This window comes from Faecalibacterium prausnitzii, assembly GCF_003287405.1.
GTDB lineage: Bacteria > Bacillota > Clostridia > Oscillospirales > Ruminococcaceae > Faecalibacterium > Faecalibacterium intestinale.
This window is the reverse complement of sequence record NZ_PRLD01000002.1, coordinates 239,391-261,567: the sequence shown is the minus strand read 5'-3', so window position 1 is coordinate 261,567 and position 22,177 is coordinate 239,391. Positions and strand designations below refer to the sequence as shown.

The 22,177-nt window shown below is 60.6% G+C and carries 17 protein-coding genes; 7 read left to right on the top strand and 10 right to left on the bottom strand.

Annotated features, from left to right (window positions below; translation table 11 throughout):
* Nucleotides 1-3: 3 nt before the first annotated feature.
* From mreC to C4N24_RS03510, 6 genes are all read right to left on the bottom strand, one after another.
* Nucleotides 4-834, bottom strand: a complete 831-nt coding sequence (gene mreC / locus C4N24_RS03535; RefSeq protein ID WP_112090339.1) for a rod shape-determining protein MreC — start codon at nucleotides 832-834, stop codon at nucleotides 4-6.
* A gap of 175 nt (nucleotides 835-1,009) precedes the next feature.
* Nucleotides 1,010-2,032, bottom strand: a complete 1,023-nt coding sequence (locus C4N24_RS03530; protein WP_112090338.1) for a rod shape-determining protein — start codon at nucleotides 2,030-2,032, stop codon at nucleotides 1,010-1,012.
* A gap of 162 nt (nucleotides 2,033-2,194) precedes the next feature.
* Nucleotides 2,195-2,758 (bottom strand): Maf family protein, encoded by a 564-nt coding sequence (locus C4N24_RS03525; protein ID WP_112090337.1) that lies wholly within the window; start codon nucleotides 2,756-2,758, stop codon nucleotides 2,195-2,197.
* Nucleotides 2,759-2,777: 19 nt separating this feature from the next.
* A complete protein-coding gene (dut, locus tag C4N24_RS03520) occupies nucleotides 2,778-3,224 on the bottom strand; it encodes a dUTP diphosphatase (protein WP_055185030.1) in 447 nt (148 codons plus the stop codon).
* 31 nt (nucleotides 3,225-3,255) lie between these two features.
* Nucleotides 3,256-5,325: a U32 family peptidase gene (locus C4N24_RS03515; RefSeq protein ID WP_112090336.1), complete on the bottom strand. Its 2,070-nt coding sequence runs from the start codon at nucleotides 5,323-5,325 to the stop codon at nucleotides 3,256-3,258.
* 36 nt (nucleotides 5,326-5,361) lie between these two features.
* Complete coding sequence (locus C4N24_RS03510; RefSeq protein WP_112090335.1) at nucleotides 5,362-5,829, bottom strand: cell division protein ZapA; 468 nt, start codon at nucleotides 5,827-5,829, stop codon at nucleotides 5,362-5,364.
* Nucleotides 5,830-6,254: 425 nt separating this feature from the next.
* Between C4N24_RS03510 and C4N24_RS03505 the strand changes: the two genes are divergently transcribed.
* The 4 genes from C4N24_RS03505 (at nucleotide 6,255) to C4N24_RS03485 (ending at nucleotide 12,144) form a co-directional block, all read left to right on the top strand.
* Nucleotides 6,255-8,660 (top strand): glycogen/starch/alpha-glucan phosphorylase, encoded by a 2,406-nt coding sequence (locus tag C4N24_RS03505; protein ID WP_112090334.1) that lies wholly within the window; start codon nucleotides 6,255-6,257, stop codon nucleotides 8,658-8,660.
* Between the two features lie 73 nt (nucleotides 8,661-8,733).
* On the top strand, nucleotides 8,734-10,590 hold the full coding sequence (locus C4N24_RS03500; protein WP_112090333.1) for a glycoside hydrolase family 13 protein: 1,857 nt from the start codon (nucleotides 8,734-8,736) through the stop codon (nucleotides 10,588-10,590).
* A 171-nt stretch (nucleotides 10,591-10,761) separates the two neighbouring features.
* Nucleotides 10,762-11,223 carry an NfeD family protein gene (locus C4N24_RS03490; protein ID WP_097779655.1) on the top strand — a complete coding sequence of 154 codons (462 nt, stop codon included), beginning with the start codon at nucleotides 10,762-10,764 and terminating at the stop codon, nucleotides 11,221-11,223.
* A gap of 15 nt (nucleotides 11,224-11,238) precedes the next feature.
* Nucleotides 11,239-12,144, top strand: coding sequence for an SPFH domain-containing protein (locus C4N24_RS03485; protein WP_112090331.1), 906 nt, complete (start codon nucleotides 11,239-11,241; stop codon nucleotides 12,142-12,144).
* A gap of 96 nt (nucleotides 12,145-12,240) precedes the next feature.
* Here C4N24_RS03485 and C4N24_RS03480 read toward each other — a convergent pair whose 3' ends face one another.
* From C4N24_RS03480 to C4N24_RS03465, 4 genes are all read right to left on the bottom strand, one after another.
* Entirely contained in the window at nucleotides 12,241-12,639 is a 399-nt protein-coding gene (locus tag C4N24_RS03480; RefSeq protein ID WP_112090330.1) for a hypothetical protein, read from the bottom strand.
* A 25-nt stretch (nucleotides 12,640-12,664) separates the two neighbouring features.
* Nucleotides 12,665-13,951: a diaminopimelate decarboxylase gene (locus C4N24_RS03475; protein WP_112090329.1), complete on the bottom strand. Its 1,287-nt coding sequence runs from the start codon at nucleotides 13,949-13,951 to the stop codon at nucleotides 12,665-12,667.
* An 84-nt stretch (nucleotides 13,952-14,035) separates the two neighbouring features.
* The gene (locus tag C4N24_RS03470; RefSeq protein ID WP_112090328.1) at nucleotides 14,036-15,934 is read right to left on the bottom strand and encodes a polysaccharide biosynthesis protein; all 1,899 of its coding nucleotides are present in this window, start codon (nucleotides 15,932-15,934) and stop codon (nucleotides 14,036-14,038) included.
* A 149-nt stretch (nucleotides 15,935-16,083) separates the two neighbouring features.
* Nucleotides 16,084-17,649, bottom strand: coding sequence for an oligosaccharide flippase family protein (locus tag C4N24_RS03465; RefSeq protein WP_112090327.1), 1,566 nt, complete (start codon nucleotides 17,647-17,649; stop codon nucleotides 16,084-16,086).
* A gap of 208 nt (nucleotides 17,650-17,857) precedes the next feature.
* Between C4N24_RS03465 and C4N24_RS03460 the strand changes: the two genes are divergently transcribed.
* The 3 genes from C4N24_RS03460 to hcp all read left to right on the top strand — a co-directional run bounded on the left by C4N24_RS03460 (nucleotide 17,858) and on the right by hcp (nucleotide 22,128).
* Entirely contained in the window at nucleotides 17,858-18,691 is an 834-nt protein-coding gene (locus tag C4N24_RS03460) for an Mrp/NBP35 family ATP-binding protein (RefSeq protein WP_181573043.1), read from the top strand.
* 393 nt (nucleotides 18,692-19,084) lie between these two features.
* Nucleotides 19,085-20,437 carry an NADP-specific glutamate dehydrogenase gene (gene gdhA, locus C4N24_RS03455; protein ID WP_112090326.1) on the top strand — a complete coding sequence of 451 codons (1,353 nt, stop codon included), beginning with the start codon at nucleotides 19,085-19,087 and terminating at the stop codon, nucleotides 20,435-20,437.
* Between the two features lie 113 nt (nucleotides 20,438-20,550).
* A complete protein-coding gene (hcp, locus tag C4N24_RS03450; protein WP_044960262.1) occupies nucleotides 20,551-22,128 on the top strand; it encodes a hydroxylamine reductase in 1,578 nt (525 codons plus the stop codon).
* The last annotated feature ends 49 nt before the right edge of the window (nucleotides 22,129-22,177 follow it).

The following is a 22,177-nucleotide window of genomic DNA, read 5'->3' as shown; positions in this document are numbered from 1 at the left end:
TCCTTAGTACGCAGTAATGATAAAAACGTGCTTGGCGGTGCGGGGGTCGGCACCGGGGCGCACCACCGCAATGGAGGATTTGCCGCTGGCTTCCGGCACCACATCCTGCACCGTGCCCACCAGAAGATCCGGCGGGAACACCCCGCCCAGACCGGTGGTGATGACCTGATCGCCCGCACGGGTCTCGGTGCTGCGCTCCAGATTGGTCAGAGTACACAGGCCGTCCGGCGCATAGGTGGTGTTGCCGTTCAGGATGCCGTTTTCCCGGGTGCGGGAGACCACGCCCGCCGCATTGAAGCTGGGGTGCAGGATGGTCATCACCTTGCAGCTGGTCGGGTCGGCTTCCACTACCATGCCCAGCAGATAGCCGCGGTCGCTGATGACGGCATTGTTCACCGCCACACCGTCTGCGGTGCCCTTGTCCAGCGTGAAACCGCCAAACTCGTCCAGCGGGTCGCGGCCAATGACAAAACCGGACACATAGGTGGCGTTGCTGTTCTTTTTCTGAATATTGGCCAGCGCCTTGTAGGCTTCGTTTTCAGCCTTGATACGGTCGTAGTCCACCATCTGCTGGCGCAGCTCGGCGTTTTCCGTTTCCAGCTGCTCGTTCTGCTCCATGACTTTGTCGATGCTGGTGTATTTTTCCCACACCGTACCTACGCCGCCGCTGACCACAGCCGCCGCCTTCTGGAAAGGGGTCAGGATCACGCCCAGCAGCTCCTGCGGGGCAGCGGTCAGGCGTCCGTTGGCACCGGCGTAGGCCATGATGCCCACCAGAAATACCGCCACGGCCACAAGGATCTTGAATTTCCAGGTATCAAAAAAATCTTTCAAAGGGTCCTTCCCTCCTGTCGGGATGCCCGCGTCCTACCGCAGGCCCTTGCATGAAAAAAGCGCGGACAGCCGTGCCATCCGCGCAAGATGCAGTGTTTGCAGCGGAAAAAACGCACAGCTGCTGTGTCTGAAACCTTTCCGCATTCTGAGCAGCACTCTCCCCAGAGAGCCGCTCTTACATATGTCCTCCATCGGTGTCCAGCACATCATGCAGCACGTCCACATGATCCAGCACCGCACCGGCACCCTTGGCCACGCAGTCCAGCGGATCCTCCGCAATATGCACATCAATACCGGTCTCGCTCTGGATCAGCTGATCCAGACCGCGCAGCAGAGCGCCGCCGCCGGTCAGGGTAATGCCGCGGTCGATGATATCCGCACTCAGCTCCGGCGGGGTGCGCTCCAGCGTCTCCTTGATGGCAGTGGTGATCTTGACCAGACACTCCAGCAGAGCGCCGCGCACATCCTCAGAGTGCACCACGATGTTCTTGGGCAGGCCGTCCACAAGGTTGCGGCCCTTGATCTCCATGGTCAGCTCCGGGTCCAGCACATAGGCAGAGCCGATCTCGATCTTGATCTGCTCGGCAGTGCGCTCACCGATGAGCAGGTTGTACTTGCGCTTGATGAAGGCGATGATGGCCTGATCGAACATATCACCGGCCATGCGTACGCTGCGGGAGGCCACGATGCCGCCCAGAGAGATGACGGCGATCTCCGCCGTGCCGCCGCCGATATCCACGATCATACTGCCGGTGGGCTCGCTGATGGGCAGGCCTGCACCGATGGCAGCAGCCATGGGCTCCTCAATCACAGACACCTGACGGGCACCGGCCTTCAGGGTAGCTTCGCGCACAGCGCGGCGTTCCACCTCGGTAACGCCGGAGGGGATGCAGATGACCACCCGGGGACGGGAGAACATACTGTTGCCGCAGGCCTTTTTGAGGAAGTTCTCCAGCATATTTGCGGTGATGTCGAAATCAGCGATGACGCCGTCCTTCAGGGGACGCACCGCCACGATGCTGCCGGGGGTACGGCCGATGACAGCCTTTGCCTCGCCGCCCACGCAGCGCACCTCGTCGGTCTTGGTGTCCACCGCCACGACCGAGGGCTCACGCATGATGATGCCCTTGCCCTTCATGTAGACCAGAGTATTGGCAGTACCCAGATCAATGCCAACGTCCTTTGACAGAAAACTCATTGTTCCAAATCTCCTTACGATCGTTCCTTAAATCTATCCCAGAATGCCGGACAGTCTGCTGTAAACAGACCCTCCTGCGCAGAATAACACGGTTCTATTATAGCCGCAAGTGCTTCATTTCTCAAGCGTTTCGGCAAGTTTTCTATCATTTTTCCATTTTTCTCACAAAAAATGCGCCAGCAGCTGTACGGTGCGGCTGACCGGCAGCCCCATAATGGTGTAGTAGTCGCCCTCGATGCGGTCCAGCCACAGAGCCGCACGCCCCTGAATGGCATAGGCACCGGCCTTATCGTAAGGCTCCGGGGTAGCGGTGTAGAACGCGATCTCCTCCTCCCCCAGTGGGAAAAAGGTCACCTTGCAGCTGTCCACAAAATGCTCTGCCCTGTCCCCTTTTGCAATGCACACGCCGGTGTGCACCTGATGGGTCTTGCCGGAAAGGGCACGCAGCATCCGCTTGGCGTCCTCTGCATCGCGGGGCTTACCGAACACGGTGCCGTCCACATCCACTACCGTGTCGCAGCCGATGACCACGGCATCCGGGTGCTGCTTTGCCACCGCAAGGCACTTGCCGATGGCCAGCTGCTCCACCAGCTGCGCCGGGGTGGGTGCTGTGACGGCGCTCTCGTCAAAATCGCTGACGCAGACCGTAAAGTCGGTGGTATATAGGGAGAGCAGTTCCCGTCTGCGGGGACTGCCAGAGGCTAAGATCAGGTTATTTTCCTTCATTTTCTCCGTGTTCCCTTCTTTAGCGGCCGGTAGAGCCAAAGCCGCCCGCGCCGCGCTGGGTATCGCCCAGCTCCTCGGCGGGCACAAAGGCGGCGGTGTACACCGGAGCGATGCACAGCTGCGCCACCCGCTCGCCGGGCTGGATGGTGTAAGCCTCGGCACCCAGATTGACCATGGGCACCTTCAACTCGCCGCGATAGTCGCTGTCCACCACGCCCACGCCGTTGGCCATGCACAGGCCGTGCTTGATGGACAGGCCGCTGCGGGCGTACACCAGCGCTACGCTGTGGGCACCCGGCAGCTCGATGGCAAGGCCGGTGGGTACCAGCACCCGCTGCATGGGGGCAACGGTCAGCGGTGCGTCCAGCACAGCGCACAGGTCGGCGGCAGCTGCGCCGGGGGTGGCATAAGCGGGCACCTTTGCCCGGGCATCCAGTACCTTATATTTTACAGTGATGGGTTCCATCGTATAACCTCGTTTCGTTTTTCTGTTTTCGTCAATTCGTCCCTTTAAAATACAGGCCGCGGGTAAAATCGCCCTCAAAGGGGGCGTGGGTGCGGATCATTTCCAAAATCTGCGCCGCATCCTCGCGGGATTCCAGCGTAAAGTAGGCCACGCCGTAGTCCACCGCCAGTGCACCGGGCTTGTCACCCATGTAGATGGGCACAGGGTTATAGATAGTGCGCACCCCAAGGCCGCAGCGCACCGGGAACTTTTTGGCCTTGCGGTCGGTCAGCACGCCGGTCTTGTCGCAGTGGGCGCAGTCGTGGATGTTCTGCAGCGGGCAGGCGCGGGTAAGCATCAGCGGCATATGACCGTAGATCATCACGCCGGTGGGCACAGGCTTCCCGTTCCGGGTGGGTGCAATGGACGCAATATCGCTGTCTTTCACCTCCGGCAGAATAAGCAGGCTGGAAAGCCCCTGCTCTGCATAGAACTGCGCCGCCGCATTGTTGGTGATGTTCAGCCCGAAACCGCCGGTCATGGGCAGCCCACGGCACAGCCGCAGATGGGCGATGTTGCTGACCTCGTACCCGGCAAAGCCCGCATCCTGCGTGGCTGCGATGCGGCGGGCGGTGTCCTGTTCCAGCGCACCAAACATGACCCGGGGCAGCTCCAGAATGGTCTTAGCCCGCCACTCCCGGGGCACACGGTCGGCCTGCGCAATGGGCAGGATGAGGTATTCCACCCCGTCAAGTGCCCGCTCCGGCACCTGTTCCCAGCGCTCGAACCGGGCGCGCAGGGTGCGGCGAGGCGGCAGGGTACGCTGCGGCAGGGCGGCAACGTGTTCCTCGGTGGTAGGCCACGGGCGCAGCACCTCCCGCTTTTTGAGCAGGACATCCAGTGCTTCCCGGCGCAGCTCGTTTACGGCGCTGCCGGGGATGAACCACGACCCGCCGTCCATTTCCACGGTGATCTTCTCTGCCGTAAAGGGCGTGCCGCCGGTCTTTGCCAAGCTGCGGTTCAGGCTCTCGGTGGGGTCGGTGCGGGCAGGCTGCGGCTCGGCGTCCCCATAGGCAAAGGCCTTGTTGCCATCGGCATCGGTAACGGTCAGCTTTTCGCCGCCCTCTTCGATCTCCAGCTTCATCTGCACCGGCACGCGGGAGCGCTCGCGGCGGTAAAGCTCGCGCAGCATGGGCAGGGTCTTTTTGGTCAGCTCGGCGTCGGCTTCGCTGCGCACACCGAACATCGTGCCGTCGATTTTTCCGTCCAGATACCCGGAGGTGAAACCGGAGCGGCTGAAAGCGTTCTTCAGCAGGTCGCGGTCGTAGGCGCGGCCCTCGCGGCCCGCCAGACAGGCGCTGACTGCCGCCGCCACATACTCCGGCGTGCGCAGACGGCCCTCGATTTTTGCCGATGCTACGCCAAGCGCCTGCAGCTTGTCCAGCTTGTCGATGGCAGAGTTATCCTTGAGGGAGAGGTGATGCAGCCGCCCGGGCTTGCCCTCCGGCAGGGCGTTGGCTTCAAAGGGCAGACGGCAGGGACCCGCACAGGAGCCCCGGTTGCCGCTGCGTCCGCCCAGAAAGGCGGACATATAGCACTGGCCGCTCACGCTCATGCACAGCGCACCGTGGATGAAGCACTCAGTCTCGATGCCGCAGTGCTTTGTGATATGCTCCACCTCGGGCAGGCTCAGCTCACGCGCCAGCACCACCCGGGTAAAGCCCAGCTCCTTCAGTTCCAGTGCGCCCTGCAGGGTGTGGACGCTCATCTGGGTGGAACCGTGCCGGGGCAGCTGCGGAGCGATCTTACCAATTAAGGTAGCCACTGCCAGATCCTGACAGATGACCGCATCTGCGCCGCTGGCCGCCACCGCCCGGATAGCCTGCTCCAGCGCCGACAATTCCGTGCCGTACACGGTCGTATTCAGCGCAACGTGCACCGCCACGCCCCGGGCGTGGCAGAAGCGCACCGCCTCCTGCAGGCTGTCTGCATCAAAGTTGCCGGCACCCGTGCGGGCGTTGAAACCCGAAAAGCCCAGATATACTGCGTCCGCGCCGCTGAACACCGCCGCGCGGAGCATTTCTTCACTGCCCACCGGGGCTAAGATCTCGATCCTTGCCATAGTTCTCCTTCTGACTTCTATTTATATAAGGTACATTCAGTTGGTCTCGTCTGCCGGCGCGCTGTCTGCCGCCGGGGTTTCCGGGGCTGCGGACTGCTCCTGTGCCGTCTCTGCCGCAGCGCGGGCGGCGCGCTCTTCCCGGCGGGTCTCGCGCTGGCGCTCCTTGGCAAGCTGCTCCCGCAGGGCGGCAGCTTCCCGGCGCAGCACGGCATTCTCGGCCAATGCCTTGTCCTCGGCCAGCTTTGCCCGGGCTGCATCTGCAATGTAGTCCTGGATCTGGCTGCGCATATTCTCGGCACTGCCGGTGCTCTTGCGGTATTCGTCCAGATAATCCATCGCGCAGAACACCGCCGCCTTGGTCACCGAGAGGTTATCATTGGTGTCCAGCAGCTTTGTGATGTCCTCGTCCAGCTTTTTGGCAAGACCGAGGATGTACTTTTCCGAATCTGTGGTGGCGATGGCATACGGTGTGCCCGCGATGTTGACCCTTACCTTGTTTACCATGGTGTTTTCCCCTTTTTATCCTGTATCTGTACGGCGCAAGGCCGTTTGTTCTACATTTTACCGGGATTTTGCACTGTTCCCGGTAACGTTTCGGCTTTCGAAAACGTTTCGGCGGAGTTTCCTGTGCCATTACTGCCGGAATTACTCCCCGAAAAACGTTTCGCGGTTCAGTTCTACCCTCTATTATAATATAAATACGCCGCAAGAAAAAGTGTAATTTTTGAAATTTCGGCATATTTGTCAGAAAGTGGCCTGAAAAAATAGCAGTTACGGAAAAAAAGCGCCTGTTTCCTTGCATTTATAAATCGTTCATATTATAATAACTTTGTTATGTTGGCAGCCGGGCGAAAGAGGGAACGTTTCTGCTGCTATTATCTACTCAATTATTTTAGCAAAGCAAACGCTTATGCGGATAGGAGCACACTATGACATCAAAAGAATTTGGCAAAATTCTTCAGGACAAGCTCACCAGTGAGTACGGTGTGGAGCTGAATGTTGCCTCCAACCAGCAGATCTACCGCTCTCTGGCTCTGATCTGCCGTCAGATGATGAGCGAGAACCACAAAAAGTTCCAGTCCAAGGCTATCGGCACCGGCACCAAGCAGGTCTACTACCTCTGCATGGAGTTTCTGATGGGCCGCAGCCTGAAGATGAGCCTGTTCAATCTGGGTCTGGACGAGGTTGCCAAGAAGGCACTGGCTGACGCTGACATCAATCTGGACAGCATTTTTGAGGAAGAGCCCGATGCAGGTCTGGGCAACGGCGGTCTGGGCCGTCTGGCAGCCTGCTATCTGGACGGCATGGCCACCACCGATATCTGCGGCACCGGCTACTCCATCCTGTACGAGTACGGCATCTTCAAGCAGAAGATCGTGGACGGCTGGCAGCAGGAGCGCGCCGACAACTGGCTGCCCGGCGGTCAGGTGTGGTTGAAGAGTCACCCGGATCAGGCTGTGGAGATCCGCTTTGACGGCGAGATCCACGAGAACTGGGACAACGGCTTCCACTACATCCAGCACACCAACTACAACAGCGTCATGGCTATCCCCTCCGATATGTATGTGCAGGGCTACGACGGAAAGGGCGTTGCAAAGCTGCGTCTGTGGCAGGCAAAGGCCCCGGACTTTGATATGTCCAGCTTCTCTCTGGGCAACTACAACACCGCTATGAGCAAGAACGCCAACGCCGAGCTCATCTCCAAGGTGCTGTACCCCAACGATAACCACGTTGAGGGCAAGATCCTGCGCCTGCGTCAGCAGTACTTCCTGTCCGCTGCTTCTATCGGCGATATCGTGCAGAACCACCTGTCCAGCTACGCTACGCTGGAGAACCTGCCCGACAAGGTCGCCATCCAGCTGAACGACACCCACCCCACCCTGGCCATCCCCGAGATGATGCGCATCCTGCTGGATGAGTGCGGCTTTGACTGGGACAAGGCCTTCAGCATCTGCCAGAAGGTGTTCTCCTACACCAACCACACCGTTATGGCCGAAGCTCTGGAGAAGTGGAACGTGGACATCTTCAAGATGACCCTGCCCCGCATCTACCAGATCGTGGTGGAGATGGACCGCCGCGCCCGCGAGGAGCTGGCAAAGGCCTTTCCCGGCGATCAGGGCAAGATCGACTACATGGCACTGATCGGCGACAATCAGGTGCGCATGGCCAATATCTGTGCCTACACCGCCAACAGCATCAACGGCGTTTCCAAGCTGCACAGCGAGATCATCAAGGAAAGCGTTTTCCACGATTACTACCTGTTCAAGCCCAACGCCTTCAAGAACGTGACCAACGGCATTGCATACCGCCGCTGGCTGCTGGCTTCTAACCCCGGTCTGTGCAAGCTGCTGGACGAGACCATCGGCGACGGCTACAAGCACGATGCTTCCGATCTGACCAAGCTGAACAAGTACGCCGACGACAAGACCGTGCTGAAGAAGCTGAACGAGATCAAGCTGGCCAACAAGAAGGATTTTGCAAGCTATCTGGCAAAGAGCACCGGTCAGGTCATTGACCCCAATTCTATCTTTGACTGCCAGGTCAAGCGTATGCACGAGTACAAGCGCCAGCACCTGAATGCGCTGAACATCGCTGCACAGTACCTGTACCTGAAGGAGAACCCCAACGCCGACTTCATCCCCAAGACCTACATCTTCGGCGCAAAGGCTGCTCCCGGCTACTACATGGCAAAGCAGATGATCCGCATGATCTGCAAGCTGGGCGACCTGATCAACAACGACCCCGCCGTGCGTGAGAAGCTGCGCGTGGTGTATCTGGAGGAGTATTGTGTCTCCCTGAGCGAGCACCTGATGCCCGCTGCCGAGGTCTCTGAGCAGATCTCTCTGGCAGGCACCGAGGCTTCCGGTACCGGCAACATGAAATTCATGCTGAACGGTGCCATCACGCTGGGCACTCTGGATGGTGCAAACGTGGAGATCGCCGATGCTGCCGGTAAGGAGAACGAGCTGATCTTTGGTATGCTGACCCCCGAGGTGAACAACCTGAAGCAGGTGGGCTACCACCCCAACGCCTTTATCATGGGCGACGACGTGGCCAACAGCGCCCTGAACTTCCTGGAGCGCGGCTGGAACGGTGAGAACTTCCACGAGGTCACCGAGAATCTGCGCAGCAGCGACCCGTACATGGTCATGGCAGACTTCAAGGACTACCGCCGTGCACAGGCCGACCTGCAGAAGCTGTATGCTGACCGCGAGACTTGGGCCCGCATGAGCCTGAAGAACATTGCCAACAGCGGCATCTTCAGCGCAGACCGCGCCGTGCTGGACTACGCCCGCGATATCTGGTACGCTTCCCCCGTGCCCATGGGCAAGTAATTTTCCCCTGTAAAACCGCAAAGCCCCGGTGGCATTTCGCCCGCCGGGGCTTTTTTGAGAAAGGACGATCTTTTTGTCTTGTCTGTTCAACAGCTACGACCCCTACTTTAAGCAGCCCTTTGGTGCCGTGCGCGCCGGGCAGAGCGTGCACCTGACCCTGTGCATCCCCGAGGAGCTGGGCTATGTGGACCCACACCTTGTACTGCAAAAGGAGGGCAAATACGATGTGCCCGTGCACTACCGCATGAAATTTGACGGTCAGACACCCCACCAGAACCATTTTTCGGTGGATGTTGTGCTGGGCGACCCGGGCCTATACTTTTATTACTTTGACCTGTATACCGACTTCCGCCGCATCGTGCGCGGGGCAGACAACTGCGGCGTTGTCAGCTGGCAGGAGGGCGAAAGCTGGCAGATCACGGTCTACGAGCCGGATTTCCAGACGCCGGAGTGCATCAAGGGCAAGGTGTTCTACCAGATCTTCCCGGATCGGTTCTGTGAAGGCATTGAGAACAAGCCCATGCCCTTCCCGGACCGGCTGTATCAGGCCGATAAGCACGCCGAGCCCTTCTGGCAGCCCAACGAGACCGGCGGCCACCTGAACGAGGACTACTTCGGCGGTGATTTAGAGGGCATCCGCATAAAGCTCCCCTACCTGCGGGAGATGGGCGTGGATTATTTGTACCTGAACCCCATCTTTGAAGCGCACTCCAACCACCGCTACAACACCGCCGACTACCTGAACGTGGACCCGCTGCTGGGCACCAACGAAGAGTTTGAGGTGCTCTGCCGCGAAGCCGCCAAGTACGGCATCGGCATCGTGCTGGACGGTGTATTCAGCCACACCGGCTCCGACAGCCGGTACTTCAACCGCGAGGGCCGCTACGGCGAGGGCGGCGCTTACCGCGACCCCAACTCCCCCTACCGCAGCTGGTACGACTTTGACCCCAAGTACAAGGGCGGCTATCGCAGCTGGTGGGGCTTCGAGACCCTGCCGGAGGTCAATGAGGAGACCCCCTCCTTTGTGGAGTTCATCACCGGCGAGGGCGGCGTCATCGACACATGGCTGCGTCGGGGTGCTGCCGGTTTCCGGCTGGATGTGGCCGACGAGCTGCCGGACGAATTTATTGAGAAGATCCGCACCGCCGTCAAGCGGGTAAGCCCGGAAAAGTTTTTGCTGGGCGAGGTGTGGGAGGACGCCACCACCAAGTTCGGCTTTGACCACCGCCGCACCTACCTGCTGGGCAAGGGGCTGGACAGCGTGATGAACTACCCCTTCAAGAACTCCGTGCTGGATTTTGTCAAGGGCAAACCTGCCCAGCAGGCCGCCAACGAGATCCTTTCCATCTGCGAGCACTACCCTGCCCCTGCCATCAACACGGCACTGAACTTTTTGTCTACCCACGACACCGAGCGCGCCCTGACCGTGATCGCGGACGAGCCCGCCAACGGACGCGGCCGGGAGTGGCAGAGTGGCCGCAGCGTGACCGGCGAAGCCTACGAGGAAGGGATGCTGCGCCTGCGCATGGCCTATGCCATCATCTACACCCTGCCCGGCGTACCCTGCCTGTACTACGGCGACGAGATCGGGATGCAGGGCTACCGCGACCCCTTCAACCGCGCCTTCTTCTGCTGGGACAGTCACGAGGAGCGGCTGCGCCCGGTGCTGGCACAGCTGGCGCAGCTGCGCCACAGCTGCGAAGCCTTCCGCACCGGAGAGCTGCGGGTGCTGCGGGCTGAGGACGGCATCCTGCACTACCAGCGCATCGGCAAGACCGAGACTGCGGAGATCATCGTGAACCGCTCTGAGCACATCATCGTAGAGCCGCTGGCTTCCGGCAAGCACACCGAGGTAAACCCCATGGGCTTTACCATCGTGGTGGAAGAAAACGGCCACAACCCCAACCACAGCTACTACGATATCCAGTAAATCAATTTTTCGGGACAGCGAAATACCTTTTGGGTGTTTTTCTGTCCCATTTTCATCCTTTCTTTTCCATTTTTGTCTATATTTTGTTTTCTGTGCAACGTTCCAGTAAAAAACTCTTGACCTTCCCCCAAGGGGATGCCGTATAATAGCAGCATAAGGAGGTAACATACCATGCAGATCTCCCCTATTCTCTGGCTGGCTGCAGCCGTGGGCTTTCTGGCACTGGAGGCCAGCACCTTTAATATGACCTCCATCTGGTTTGCCATCGGCTCTGCCGCCGCATTGCTGTGCTGCGTGTTCACCGGGTCGTTCCGGGTGCAGGCGGTGGTCTTTCTGGTGGTAAGCATCCTGTGTCTGGCAGCCTTCCGCCCGCTGGCGGCAAAGCTGCGGCTCAAGCATACCGCCACCAACGGCGACCGCAATCTGGGACGGGAGGCCATCGTGCTTTCCCCCGTCACCGCCGAAGTCCCCGGCCGGGTGCGGCTGGACGGCGTGGACTGGAACGCCCGCTGCGCCACCCCCGGCGACACCCTTGACCCCGGTGCGCTTTGCCGCGTTACCGAGATCCACAGCACCCTGCTCATCGTAGAGCCTGTTCTGACCGAAAGCCGTAACCCCCACACAACAACCTGACAAAGGAGATGCACTATGGTTCTGTTTTTTGTCATCCTTGCGCTTGTTTTTGTTCTGGTACTGGTCATTGTTTCCAACATCGTCATCGTGCCGCAGTCCAAGGTATATGTCATTGAGCGGCTGGGCAGCTACTCCGATACATGGACTGCCGGCCTGCACGTCAAGATCCCCTTTATTGAGCGCATTGCCAAAAAGGTAAGCCTGAAGGAGCAGGTTGCAGACTTTCCCCCTCAGCCTGTGATCACCCGCGATAACGTGACTATGCAGATCGACACCGTGGTGTTCTTTCAGGTCATGGACGCAAAGCTGTACACCTACGGTGTCAACCAGCCCATTGCCGCCATCGAGAGCCTTTCTGCCACCACCCTGCGCAACATCATTGGTGAGATGGAGCTGGATCATACCCTGACCAGCCGCGATGTCATCAACGGCAAGATCACCGCTATCCTTGACGAAGCCACCGACAAGTGGGGCATCAAGGTGAACCGCGTGGAGGTGAAGAACATCATCCCGCCGCGGGAAATTCAGGAAGCCATGGAGAAGCAGATGAAGGCTGAACGCGAGAAGCGCGCCGTCATCCTGAAGGCAGACGGTGAAAAGCAGGCCGCCATTACCGCCGCCGAGGGCGAAAAGGAATCTGCCATCCTGCGCGCCGATGCTGTGAAGCAGCAGCGCATTCTGGAGGCTGAGGGCGAAGCGCAGGCCATTCTGGCTGTGCAGAAGGCCAACGCTGATGCCATCCGTCTGCTGAACGAGGCCATGCCCAGCGACAAAGTGCTGGCCATCCGCAGCCTTGAAGCGCTGGCGAAGGTTGCCAACGGCAAGGCTACCAAGATCATCATCCCCTCTGAGCTGCAGAATCTGGGCGGCGTTGTGCCCAGCATCAAGGAACTGATGACCGACCCGAAGGACGCCGAGTAAACGCTCATCCACAAGCAGTAAACTAAAACAACTCCCGGTCACGTTAGCGGCGTGACCGGGAGTTGTTCTTTTGCGATCTATGCTTTATCCGGGGGATCACTTCTCCCCTTTTTCCTCGTTCTCCTGTGCCTGCTGTTCGCGGCGCAGTTCTTTAATGCGCTTTTTCTCGCTCTGGACGTGGGGCCACGGCCATAAGAAGCCCTCGTTCTGCTTGCACCAGCGGGTAAGGGGGTAGAAGGCAAAGGCCAGACCAAAAATGTACAGCAGCGCGTACAGCAGGGCATCCAGCGTGACCAGCGCATCCAGTGCACCGATCACCGCCACAACACAGCCCGCCTTTAAAAAGAACTGGCCGTTCTGACGGCAGTATTCCTCAAAGTTTTCGGCCTTGACCGCCCTGCGCCCCTGATCGCCCCACACGCGGGGATTTTTGATCACCGAAAAACCGTAAAAGGCCATCATCAGGCCAAGGGTAAGCTGAAAGCCAAAAAACATGGTTCATACCTCGTTTTTATCAGAATCAGTCCTCAAACAGGGGCTTCATAAAGGGCAAAAAGTCCAGCGTTGCAAAGTAATCGCGGGGGGTCTGGGCGCGGCGGATCAGCCGGTGAGAGCCGTCCTCGCACAGCAGCACCTCGGCGCAGTGCAGCTTGCCGTTGTAGTTGTAGCCCATAGCAGAGCCGTGGGCACCGGTATCGTGGATGTAAAGGATATCCCCGATGTCGATCTTGGGCAGCATCCGGTCAACGGCAAACTTGTCGTTATTCTCGCACAGACCACCCACCACGTCGTACTTGTGGTCGCAGGGGGCGTTCTCCTTGCCCAGCACGGTGATGTGGTGGTAAGCACCGTACATGGCGGGGCGCATCAGGTTTGCGGCGCAGGCGTCCAGACCGATGTACTCCTTATAGATGTGCTTTTCGTGGATGACGGTGGACACCAGCGCGCCGTAGGGGCCGGTAGTAAAGCGGCCCATCTCGCTGAAGATGGCTACATCCCCCATGCCGGCAGGCACAAGGATCTCTTCAAACTTCTGGCGCACACCCTCGCCGATGGCCATGATGTCGTTCTCGGTCTGCTCCGGGCGGTAAGGGATACCCACACCGCCGGACAGGTTGATGTAACTGATGTGCGCACCGGTAGCCTGCTGCACCCGGACAGCCAGCTGGAACAGGATGCCTGCCAGCTCCGGGTAGTAGGCGTCCGAGATGGTGTTGGAGGCTAAGAAGGCATGGATGCCGAACTGCTTTGCGCCCTTCTGCATCAGCTTTTTGTAGCTGTCGATCATCTGCTGCTCGGTCATGCCGTACTTGGCATCGCCGGGCTTGTCCATGACCTGAAAGCCCTCTTCGCTCTCGCCCAGCTGGAAGGTTCCGCCGGGGTTATAGCGGCAGAAGATCTCCTGCGGCACACCGGCCACCCGCTCCAGAAACTCCACCATGGTGGCATCGTCCAGATTGATGTAGGCGCCCAGCTCGTAAGCCTTCTTCATATCCTCCACAGGGGTCTGGTTGGAGGAGAACATGATGTCGTGGCCGGTAAAGCCGCAGGCCTCGCTGAGCATCAGCTCGGTCAGGGAAGAGCAGTCCACGCCGCAGCCCTCTTCCTTGAGGATCTGCAGGATGACGGGGTTGGGCAGTGCCTTGACCGCAAAATACTCCTTGAAGCCCTTGTTCCAGCTGAAGGCTTTGTTGATGCGGCGGACATTCTCCCGGATGCCCTTTTCGTCGTAGACGTGGAACGGCGTGGGCACATCCTCGATGATCTGCTGTGCCATCGCCTCGGTCAGAAACGGTTTCTTTTCCATAATAACATCCCTCTCGTTTTGCGCAGCCCGGCATTTTCCGGCCTGCGGTCTATCCCATGCGGCCCAGTGCCGCAGTTCAAGCTGTTACAGTTTCAGGTTCTCCCGGGTGGGGGTAAAGGTGGGGATCATAGCCGCCAGCTGGCGCACCACGCCCTCATCGTTGTGGGCGGCAGCGGCTTCCAGCGCCTGCAGCTGCCCGTAGAACTCGGCAAGATCAATGGTGCGGGGGCTTGCCACAAAGATCTTGTTGTGCTGGGTGCGGCGCATCTTGTCCTGCTCCTCGTCCATCATCAGCTCTTCGTAAAGCTTTTCACCGGGGCGCAGACCCACGATTTTTATCTCCATATTCACGCCCGGCTCATAGCCGTAAAAGCGGATGAGCTGCTTGGCCAGATCCATAATGCGCACCGGCTCGCCCATGTCCAGCACATAGATATTGCCGCTCTCGGCCAATGCGCCCGCCTGCAGCACCAGCTGGGCTGCCTCCGGGATGGTCATAAAGTAGCGCACGATGTTGGGGTCGGTCAGGGTGACCGGCCCGCCCTTTTTGATCTGGGCTTCAAACAGCGGGATAACGCTGCCGTGGCTGCCCAGAACGTTGCCGAACCGCACCGCCACACACTTCATGTCCGTGTTGCCCGCAAAGGTCTGGATAAGCATCTCGCAGATGCGCTTGGTGCAGCCCATGACGCTGGTGGGGTTCACGGCCTTATCGGTGGAAAGCTGCACAAAGCGCTCCACCCCGTGCTCGCTGGCGCTGACCAACAGGTTTTTGGTGCCCAGCACGTTGTTCTTTACGGCTTCGGCAGGGCTTACCTCCATCAGCGGCACGTGCTTGTGCGCCGCAGCATGGAACACCACCGTGGGGTGGTAGGTATCAAATACCTCGTCCAGACGCTTTTTATCCCGGATAGAGCCGATAAGCACCGTAACCGGGATATCGCGGCCGTACTTCTGCTGCAATTCCATCAGCAGCTCGTAGGCGCAGTTTTCGTAGATATCAAAGATGAGCAGCTTGCCGGGCTTAAAGCGCATGACCTGACGGCACAGCTCGCTGCCGATAGAGCCGCCGCCGCCCGTTACCAGCACCGTTTTGCCGGTAAGGTAGCCGGAAATTTTGTCGGTATCCAGCGTGACCTCCTCGCGGGAGAGGAAGTCGGCGGGGTTCAGCTCGCGGAACACCTCCTGCTGGGGTGCACCGCTGCCCACCAGCTGCGGATCGCTGAGCACCTGCACCGCGCAGTGGGTGCTGACGCACAGGTCGATGACGTGGCTCAGGCGGCTGCCCTTTAAGGTGGGGATGGCAATGATGATGCTGTGGATGCCGTAGCGTGTGCACAACTCCGGGATATCCTCCAGCGTGCCCTTCACCGGCACACCGTGGATGGTCTGGTTCAGCTTTGCGGGGTCATCGTCCACCGCCACCACGGCGTGGCCGTATTCCTTGTTGGATTTACACACGTTGATGGCCCATGCACCGGCTTCGCCCGCGCCCACGATCATTACAGGGCGGTTGGGGTCTTTGGCGGGTACCTTGCGCAGCTGCTCGCCCAGCGGGTGGTTCAAAAACAGCCGCCATGCCAGACGGCTGCCGCCGATGAACAAAAAGATGAGCACGGATGCCATGCAGTTGGCGGAATTGAACAGCACACCGTGGATAAAGTGGCGGTTCACCACATACACCACAGCGGTGGGCACGGCGATCATCCCGGCAAGACGGATCAGATCCCGCTCACCGGCGTACTTCCACAGCACCGAGTACAGCCCGCCCGCCAGAAAGCAGACGATATACACCGCCACGATCCACGGCAGATTTTCGTACAGCAGAGCGCGGTTGTGGGGCCACCACACGGCATCTACCGCACCGTCTGCCCGCAGCAGCAAGGCAAAATAAAAGCTGAATGCCACAATGGCAGCATCCATCAGCACCAGCAGCGCACGGCGCAGCAGCACCTGCGGGGTATTCTTGGTTTTATCTTTCACTTACGATCCTCTTTTTTCCTCTCAGCGCCAAAGGCTTTTGCCCAGCGCTGCTTTTTCGGCAGTGTTCCCCGGCAGTGCCGGAAGGATACAACTACACGTTTGTATTATACTCACAATCCCCGCCTGTGTCCAGAAAATTTACGTTTTTATCACTTTCCCCTGTTTTTCCCGGTCTTTGCCTGCCGCAGCACCGCCCGCACTTCCTCCCAAAGCCCCAGCGGCAGCGCCGCCAGTAAAAACACGATGGCCGTCACCGTACCGCCCGCCGTCAGCACTGCCAGCTGCCCCGCCAATTCCTGTGTCGGAAAGCCCGCCAGCACCCGGCGCACGCCCCGCCCTGCCGCCCCGGCGGCGGCAGCAGCCAGCAGCGGTGCACCCAGCCAGCGCCGGAAGGCGTGCCCTGTGCCGCTGGAAAGCAGCAGCCACCCGGTGTTGGCCGCACAGGTGTAGAAGCTGGAAAGCAGGATCACCGCCAGAAAGCCCCGCATCCCGTACCGGGGCAGCAGCACCGCCACCCCGCCAATGCGCAGCACGGCGTCCCATACGCTGTACCGGAAAGCGGCTTTCTGCTCCCCGATGCCCTTCATGGCACCGTCCACCATGCTTTCCAAGTACATCAGCGGCATGGCCGGGGCAAGGGTCTCCAGATAGAACCCGGCCTCCGGGCTATGGTAGAGCAGCTGCGCCAGCGGCCTGCCCCACACCCAGAACAGCGTGCCCGCCAGCGCGGAGAAATACCCCGTGAGCCGCAGCATCCGGTCCAGCAGTGCGTTCAGCCGGGCGGTCTGTCCCTCGATATGCGCCTGTGTGATCTCCGGCATCAGCAAAACCGCCAGACTGCCCAGCAGCCCAAAGGGGAAATTGATCAGCGGCAGCGCCATGCCTTTTAAGGTACCGTACTGCTCCAGCGCGGCGGTGCGCCCGCCGGAAGCCGCCAGATATACCGCAAGGCAGGTGGGCACCAGCATATTCTCGGCCGTGTGCAGCGCGCTGGAAAGCGCCCTGCCGCCCTCCACCGGCCAAAGGATGTCCCACAGCCGCCGGGACACCTCCCTTGGCGGGCGCGGCGCTGTGCTGCCGAAGCAGCGTGCCGCCTCCCGCCGGTAAAACAATGCCATCAGGGCGGTGGATACGGCCTCGCTCAGGGCAGTAGCCGCCAGCACCAGCGCGCAGCGGCTGCCGTCCGGCCAGCCCTGCGTGCGGGAAAGCGCCCACACCACGGCGGCAATACGCACCGTCTGCTCTGCCAGCTGGCTGAGCACGTTCGGCTCCACCCGCCGCCGTGCCAGAAAAAAGCCGCGCAGCACCGCCGAGATTGCCATCCACGGCAGCCCCAGCGCCGAGGTGCGCAGCGCGGCAGCGGCGCGGACATCCCCCAGCCACCATTTTGCCGCAAGGCCTGCGGTGGCAAGCTGGGCGACCATGGCAAGCCCGCCCAGCGTAAGCCCTGCCAGCACCAGCCGCACCAGCATCCCGCGCGCAGCGGCCTTGTCCCGGCTGAGCTCCTCGGTCAGCAGCCGGGTAGCCGCCACCGAGATGCCCGCCGTAGCCAGCGTGACAAACAGCCCGTACACCGCCAGCACCAGCTGGTACAGCCCCATACCCGCCCCGCCCAAGGCGTTAGCCAGCCAGATGCGCAGCCCCATGCCTGCCAGCCGCAGCACCACGTCCGAGCCGGTAAGCAGCGCCGCATTTTTAAAGTAATTCTGCCGCACCCTGCACCTCCCCCTGCCCCGGAACGGGCGTTCACGGTTCAGCCTATGCAGCGGCTTTGCAAAACATGAGCGGCGCTATGGGTTGTTTCTGCGCACTTTTTATGGTATAGTTAACAGTGGTCAGGCAGGGCGCAAGCCCGCGCCTGTATTTTGAGCAAGGAGGAAGCGCACCGCCCGGGTCCTGCCCCTGCCGTGCGCGACAAAGAGAATGAGCGAAGAATGTACCCATGACTGCTCTAATTGCAGTGCAGCCTGTTCTTCCCGCGATGCCGCTCCGCAGCACGATGCCCCCAACCCTAATAGCAGTGTGAAAAAGGTCATCGGCGTTGTTTCCGGCAAGGGCGGCGTGGGCAAGAGCATGACCAGCGCCCTGCTGGCCTGTGCCATGGCCCGCCGCGGCTACCACTGCGGCATTCTGGATGCCGATATCACCGGCCCGTCCATCCCCAAGCTGTTCGGCATTCACGGCCGTGCCATGGCGGACGACAAGGGCTGCTGGCCTATCCAGAGCCGTATGGGCATTGATGTGATGAGCATCAATCTGCTGGTGGAGAATGAGGAAGATCCCGTTGTGTGGCGCGGCCCGGTCATTGCCGGCGCGGTCAAGCAGTTCTGGACCGATGTGGTCTGGAAGGACGTGGATTTCCTGTTCGTGGATATGCCCCCGGGCACCGGTGATGTGCCCCTGACCGTGTTCCAGAGCCTGCCGGTGGATGGCATCGTTGTGGTGGCAAGCCCGCAGGAGCTGGTAAGCATGATCGTGGCAAAGGCTGTGAACATGGCCGAGATGATGAAGGTGCCCATGCTGGGCATCGTGGAGAACATGAGCTACATCGTCTGCCCGGACTGCGGCAAGCACATCAATGTGTTTGGCAACAGCCATGTGGACGAGGTGGCCGCAAAGCACAACCTGCCCGTGCTGGCCAAGTGCCCCATCGACCCCAAACTGGCCGAGCTTTCCGACGCCGGCATGATCGAGACCTACGGCGGCGAATTCTTGGAAGGCGCAGCAGACGCCTGCGAAAAGCTGCTGAAGAAGTAATGCACCCTGCCCTGTGCCCGTTGCGACACAGGGCTTTTTGCTTACCAAAGCCCGCTGCTGCGGAAAAGACATTCTTTTCCGCACGGCTTTGGGGCGGCAGCGCACTTTAAAAAACAAGGTTCGCGGCCCATTCCTGCTTTTAATTTTCGTTTTGTGAAGCAGCTGTTACTTTTTATCTGTTTTTTTAAACAAATTCTGCTTTTTGCTATTGTAAAACCCACCGCAAAGCTTTATAATAGTAAAGTAAGCATTGCCCGCTTGTGCGGGCGTGCCGTGCAAGCATGGAGAACCGGAAGCGCCCGGCATCTGCAAGGATACCCCGCTGTGCGGCGGGCAAAGGCATTTCCGCTTTTTCAAATTTATAGAGTAATTGGGAAAAAGGAGTATTCTATTATGCTGACGAATGAATACCTGAAGCGTGTTTACGAGGGTCTGGAAAAGCGCAACGCCAACGAGCCCGAGTTTTTGCAGGCTGTGCGCGAGGTGCTGGAGAGCATCCAGCCCGTTGTGGAAAAGCACCCCGAGTACGAGAAGGCCGGTCTGATCGAGCGCCTGGTGGAGCCGGAGCGCATCATCACCTTCCGTGTGCCCTGGGTGGACGATGCCGGTAAGGTGCAGGTGAACCGCGGCTACCGCGTGCAGTTCAACAGCGCCATCGGCCCCTACAAGGGCGGCCTGCGCTTCCATCCCTCTGTCAATCAGGGCATCCTGAAGTTCCTGGGCTTCGAGCAGACCTTCAAGAACAGCCTGACCACCCTGCCCATGGGCGGCGGCAAGGGCGGCTCTGACTTTGACCCCCACGGCAAGAGCGACATGGAAGTGATGCGCTTCTGCCAGAGCTTTATGACCGAGCTGTACCGTCACATCGGCCAGTTCGTGGACTGCCCCGCCGGTGATATCGGTGTCGGCGGCCGCGAGGTCGGTTATATGTTCGGCCAGTACAAGCGCCTGACCAACAGCTTCCAGGGCGGTATGCTCACCGGCAAGGGCCTGACCTTCGGCGGTTCTCTGGCTCGTACCGAGGCTACCGGCTACGGCCTGTGCTACTTTACCGCTGAGGCTCTGAAGTGTATGCGCAACGACAGCTTCGAGGGCAAGACCGTGGTCATCTCCGGCTCCGGCAACGTGGCTATCTACGCCTGCGAGAAGGCTACCCAGCTGGGTGCCAAGGTCGTGACCATGTCCGACTCCAACGGCTACGTCTACGATCCCAACGGCATCGATCTGGCTTACGTCAAGGATCTGAAGGAAGTGCGCCGCGGCCGTATCAAGGAGTACGCCGAGACCCACGAGGGTGTAACCTATGTGGCTGATTGCAGCAAGGTGTGGACTGTCCCCTGCGACATCGCCCTGCCCTGCGCTACCCAGAACGAGATCAACAAGGAGTCTGCCGAGGCTCTGGTAAAGGGCGGCTGCACCGTGGTCTGCGAGGGCGCTAATATGCCCAGCACCCCGGAGGCCATCGAGGTCTACCTGTCCAACGGCATTCTGTACGGACCCGCAAAGGCTTCCAACGCAGGCGGCGTGGCCACCTCCGGTCTGGAGATGAGCCAGAACTCCGAGCGCCTGAGCTGGAGCTTTGAGGAAGTGGATGCCAAGCTGAAGGGCATCATGGAGGGCATCTTCCACGCTTCCTACGACGCTTCTGTGGCTGCCGGTTCTGAGGGCAACCTGATGGTCGGTGCAAACTGCGCCGGCTTCCTGAAGGTTGCTACCGCCATGATGGCACAGGGCATCACCTACTAAGTCATACTGCATCGTCCAAGAGCCGCGCCCGCAGGGGTGCGGCTCTTTTTGGGTATAACCCCGCCCCGCTCTGCCCACACTGGCAGTATCTTATGGCAGAAAGGGAGTTTTGTATGGACGAGCAGATGTTTTGTTTTCAGTGTGAGCAGGCGGCGGGCTGCACCGCCTGCACCGGCGCAGCGGGGGTGTGCGGCAAGTCGGCCGAGACAGCCGCCGCACAGGACCGGCTCACCGGGGCGCTCATCGCGTTTGCCGGGCAGCTCATCGCGGCGGGGCGCGGCCCGGCCCCGGAACAGGCCCGGCTGCTGATGCAGGGGCTGTTCACCACCATTACCAACGTGAACTTTGACCCCGCCGCCGTGGACGCGCTGACCCGCCGGGTGCACGACGCCAGCCCCGGCACCGGCCCGGACTACGACATGCAGGCCCTCTGGCGGGAACCGGATGCCGACCGGCGCAGCCTGAAATGCTTTGTGCTGTTCAGCCTGCGGGGCATGGCCGCCTACAACTACCACGCCCGAGTGCTGGGCCGCATCGACCCGGAGCTGGACCGGTTCTTCTGTACCGCCCTGCAGGCCGTGGGCGACCCCGGCCAGACCACCGACGCCCTGTGGCAGCTGGTGCAGGCCACAGGAGAAGCCAGCTACCGCTGCATGGAGCTGCTGGACGCGGCCAACACCGGCGCGTTTGGCGATCCGGAACCGGTGCAGGTGCCCCTGACCATTGAAAAGGGGCCGTTCATCGTGATTTCCGGCCACGACCTCTACGACGCACAGCAGCTGCTGGAACAGACTGCAGGCCGGGGCGTCAACGTCTACACCCACTCGGAGATGCTGCCCGCCCACGGCTACCCGGAGCTGAAGCGCCGCTACCCCCACCTCAAGGGCAACTTTGGCACCGCATGGCAGAACCAGCAGCGGGAGTTCGAGGACATCCCCGCGCCCATCCTGTTCACCACCAACTGCATCATGCCCCTGCGCGCCAGCTACGCCGACCGGGTGTTCACCACCTCGGTGGTGGCTTACCCCGGCGTGCCCCACATCGACGAAGGGCGCGACTTTTCCCCGGTGATCGAAAAGGCGCTGGAGCTGGGCGGCTACGCGCAGGACACCCTGCTGCCCGGCCTGAACGGCGGCTCCACGGTGACCACCGGTTTTGCCCGCACCGCCGTGCTGCAGCACGCGGACGAGATCGTGCAGGCGGTGCGGGACGGTAAGCTGCGGCACTTCTTTCTGGTGGGCGGCTGCGACGGCACCCGGCCCAGCCGCCGCTACTACACCGAGTTTGCCCGCCTTACCCCGCCCGACACCATCCTGCTGACCCTGGCCTGCGGCAAGTTCCGCCTGAACGACCTGCCCCTTGGCACCGTGCCGGGCACCGGCCTGCCCCGCATCCTGGACGTAGGCCAGTGCAACGACGCCTACAGCGCCATCCGCATCGCATTGGCGCTGGCCGACGCCTTTGGCTGCGGCGTCAACGACCTGCCCCTCTCGCTGGTGCTGTGCTGGTTTGAGCAGAAGGCCGTGTGCATCCTCATCGCGCTGCTGGCGCTGGGCATCCGGAACATCCGGCTGGGGCCTACCCTGCCCCCGTTCCTCTCGCCGGGGGTGGTGCGCACCCTGCAGGAACGGTACGGCCTCAAGCCCATTGCCACCCCGGAAGCCGACCTGCAGGCCATTCTGGGCGGGTGAGGTTTTGCTTGTATGCCGCGCACAGCTGCGGGGGCTCGCGGCGTTTCGC

Bases quoted from the DNA above. Each gene is read 5' to 3' on its own strand.
- gdhA (WP_112090326.1), top strand. From the start codon at position 19,085: ATGCTGACGAATGAATACCTGAAGCGTGTTTACGAGGGTCTGGAAAAG.
- dut (WP_055185030.1), bottom strand. From the start codon at position 3,224: ATGGAACCCATCACTGTAAAATATAAGGTACTGGATGCCCGGGCAAAG.
- C4N24_RS03510 (WP_112090335.1), bottom strand. From the start codon at position 5,829: ATGGTAAACAAGGTAAGGGTCAACATCGCGGGCACACCGTATGCCATC.
- C4N24_RS03480 (WP_112090330.1), bottom strand. From the start codon at position 12,639: ATGTTTTTTGGCTTTCAGCTTACCCTTGGCCTGATGATGGCCTTTTAC.
- C4N24_RS03490 (WP_097779655.1), top strand. From the start codon at position 10,762: ATGCAGATCTCCCCTATTCTCTGGCTGGCTGCAGCCGTGGGCTTTCTG.
- C4N24_RS03530 (WP_112090338.1), bottom strand. From the start codon at position 2,032: ATGAGTTTTCTGTCAAAGGACGTTGGCATTGATCTGGGTACTGCCAAT.
- C4N24_RS03475 (WP_112090329.1), bottom strand. From the start codon at position 13,951: ATGGAAAAGAAACCGTTTCTGACCGAGGCGATGGCACAGCAGATCATC.
- C4N24_RS03515 (WP_112090336.1), bottom strand. From the start codon at position 5,325: ATGGCAAGGATCGAGATCTTAGCCCCGGTGGGCAGTGAAGAAATGCTC.
- hcp (WP_044960262.1), top strand. From the start codon at position 20,551: ATGGACGAGCAGATGTTTTGTTTTCAGTGTGAGCAGGCGGCGGGCTGC.
- C4N24_RS03460 (WP_181573043.1), top strand. From the start codon at position 17,858: ATGAGCGAAGAATGTACCCATGACTGCTCTAATTGCAGTGCAGCCTGT.
- C4N24_RS03485 (WP_112090331.1), top strand. From the start codon at position 11,239: ATGGTTCTGTTTTTTGTCATCCTTGCGCTTGTTTTTGTTCTGGTACTG.
- C4N24_RS03525 (WP_112090337.1), bottom strand. From the start codon at position 2,758: ATGAAGGAAAATAACCTGATCTTAGCCTCTGGCAGTCCCCGCAGACGG.
- C4N24_RS03505 (WP_112090334.1), top strand. From the start codon at position 6,255: ATGACATCAAAAGAATTTGGCAAAATTCTTCAGGACAAGCTCACCAGT.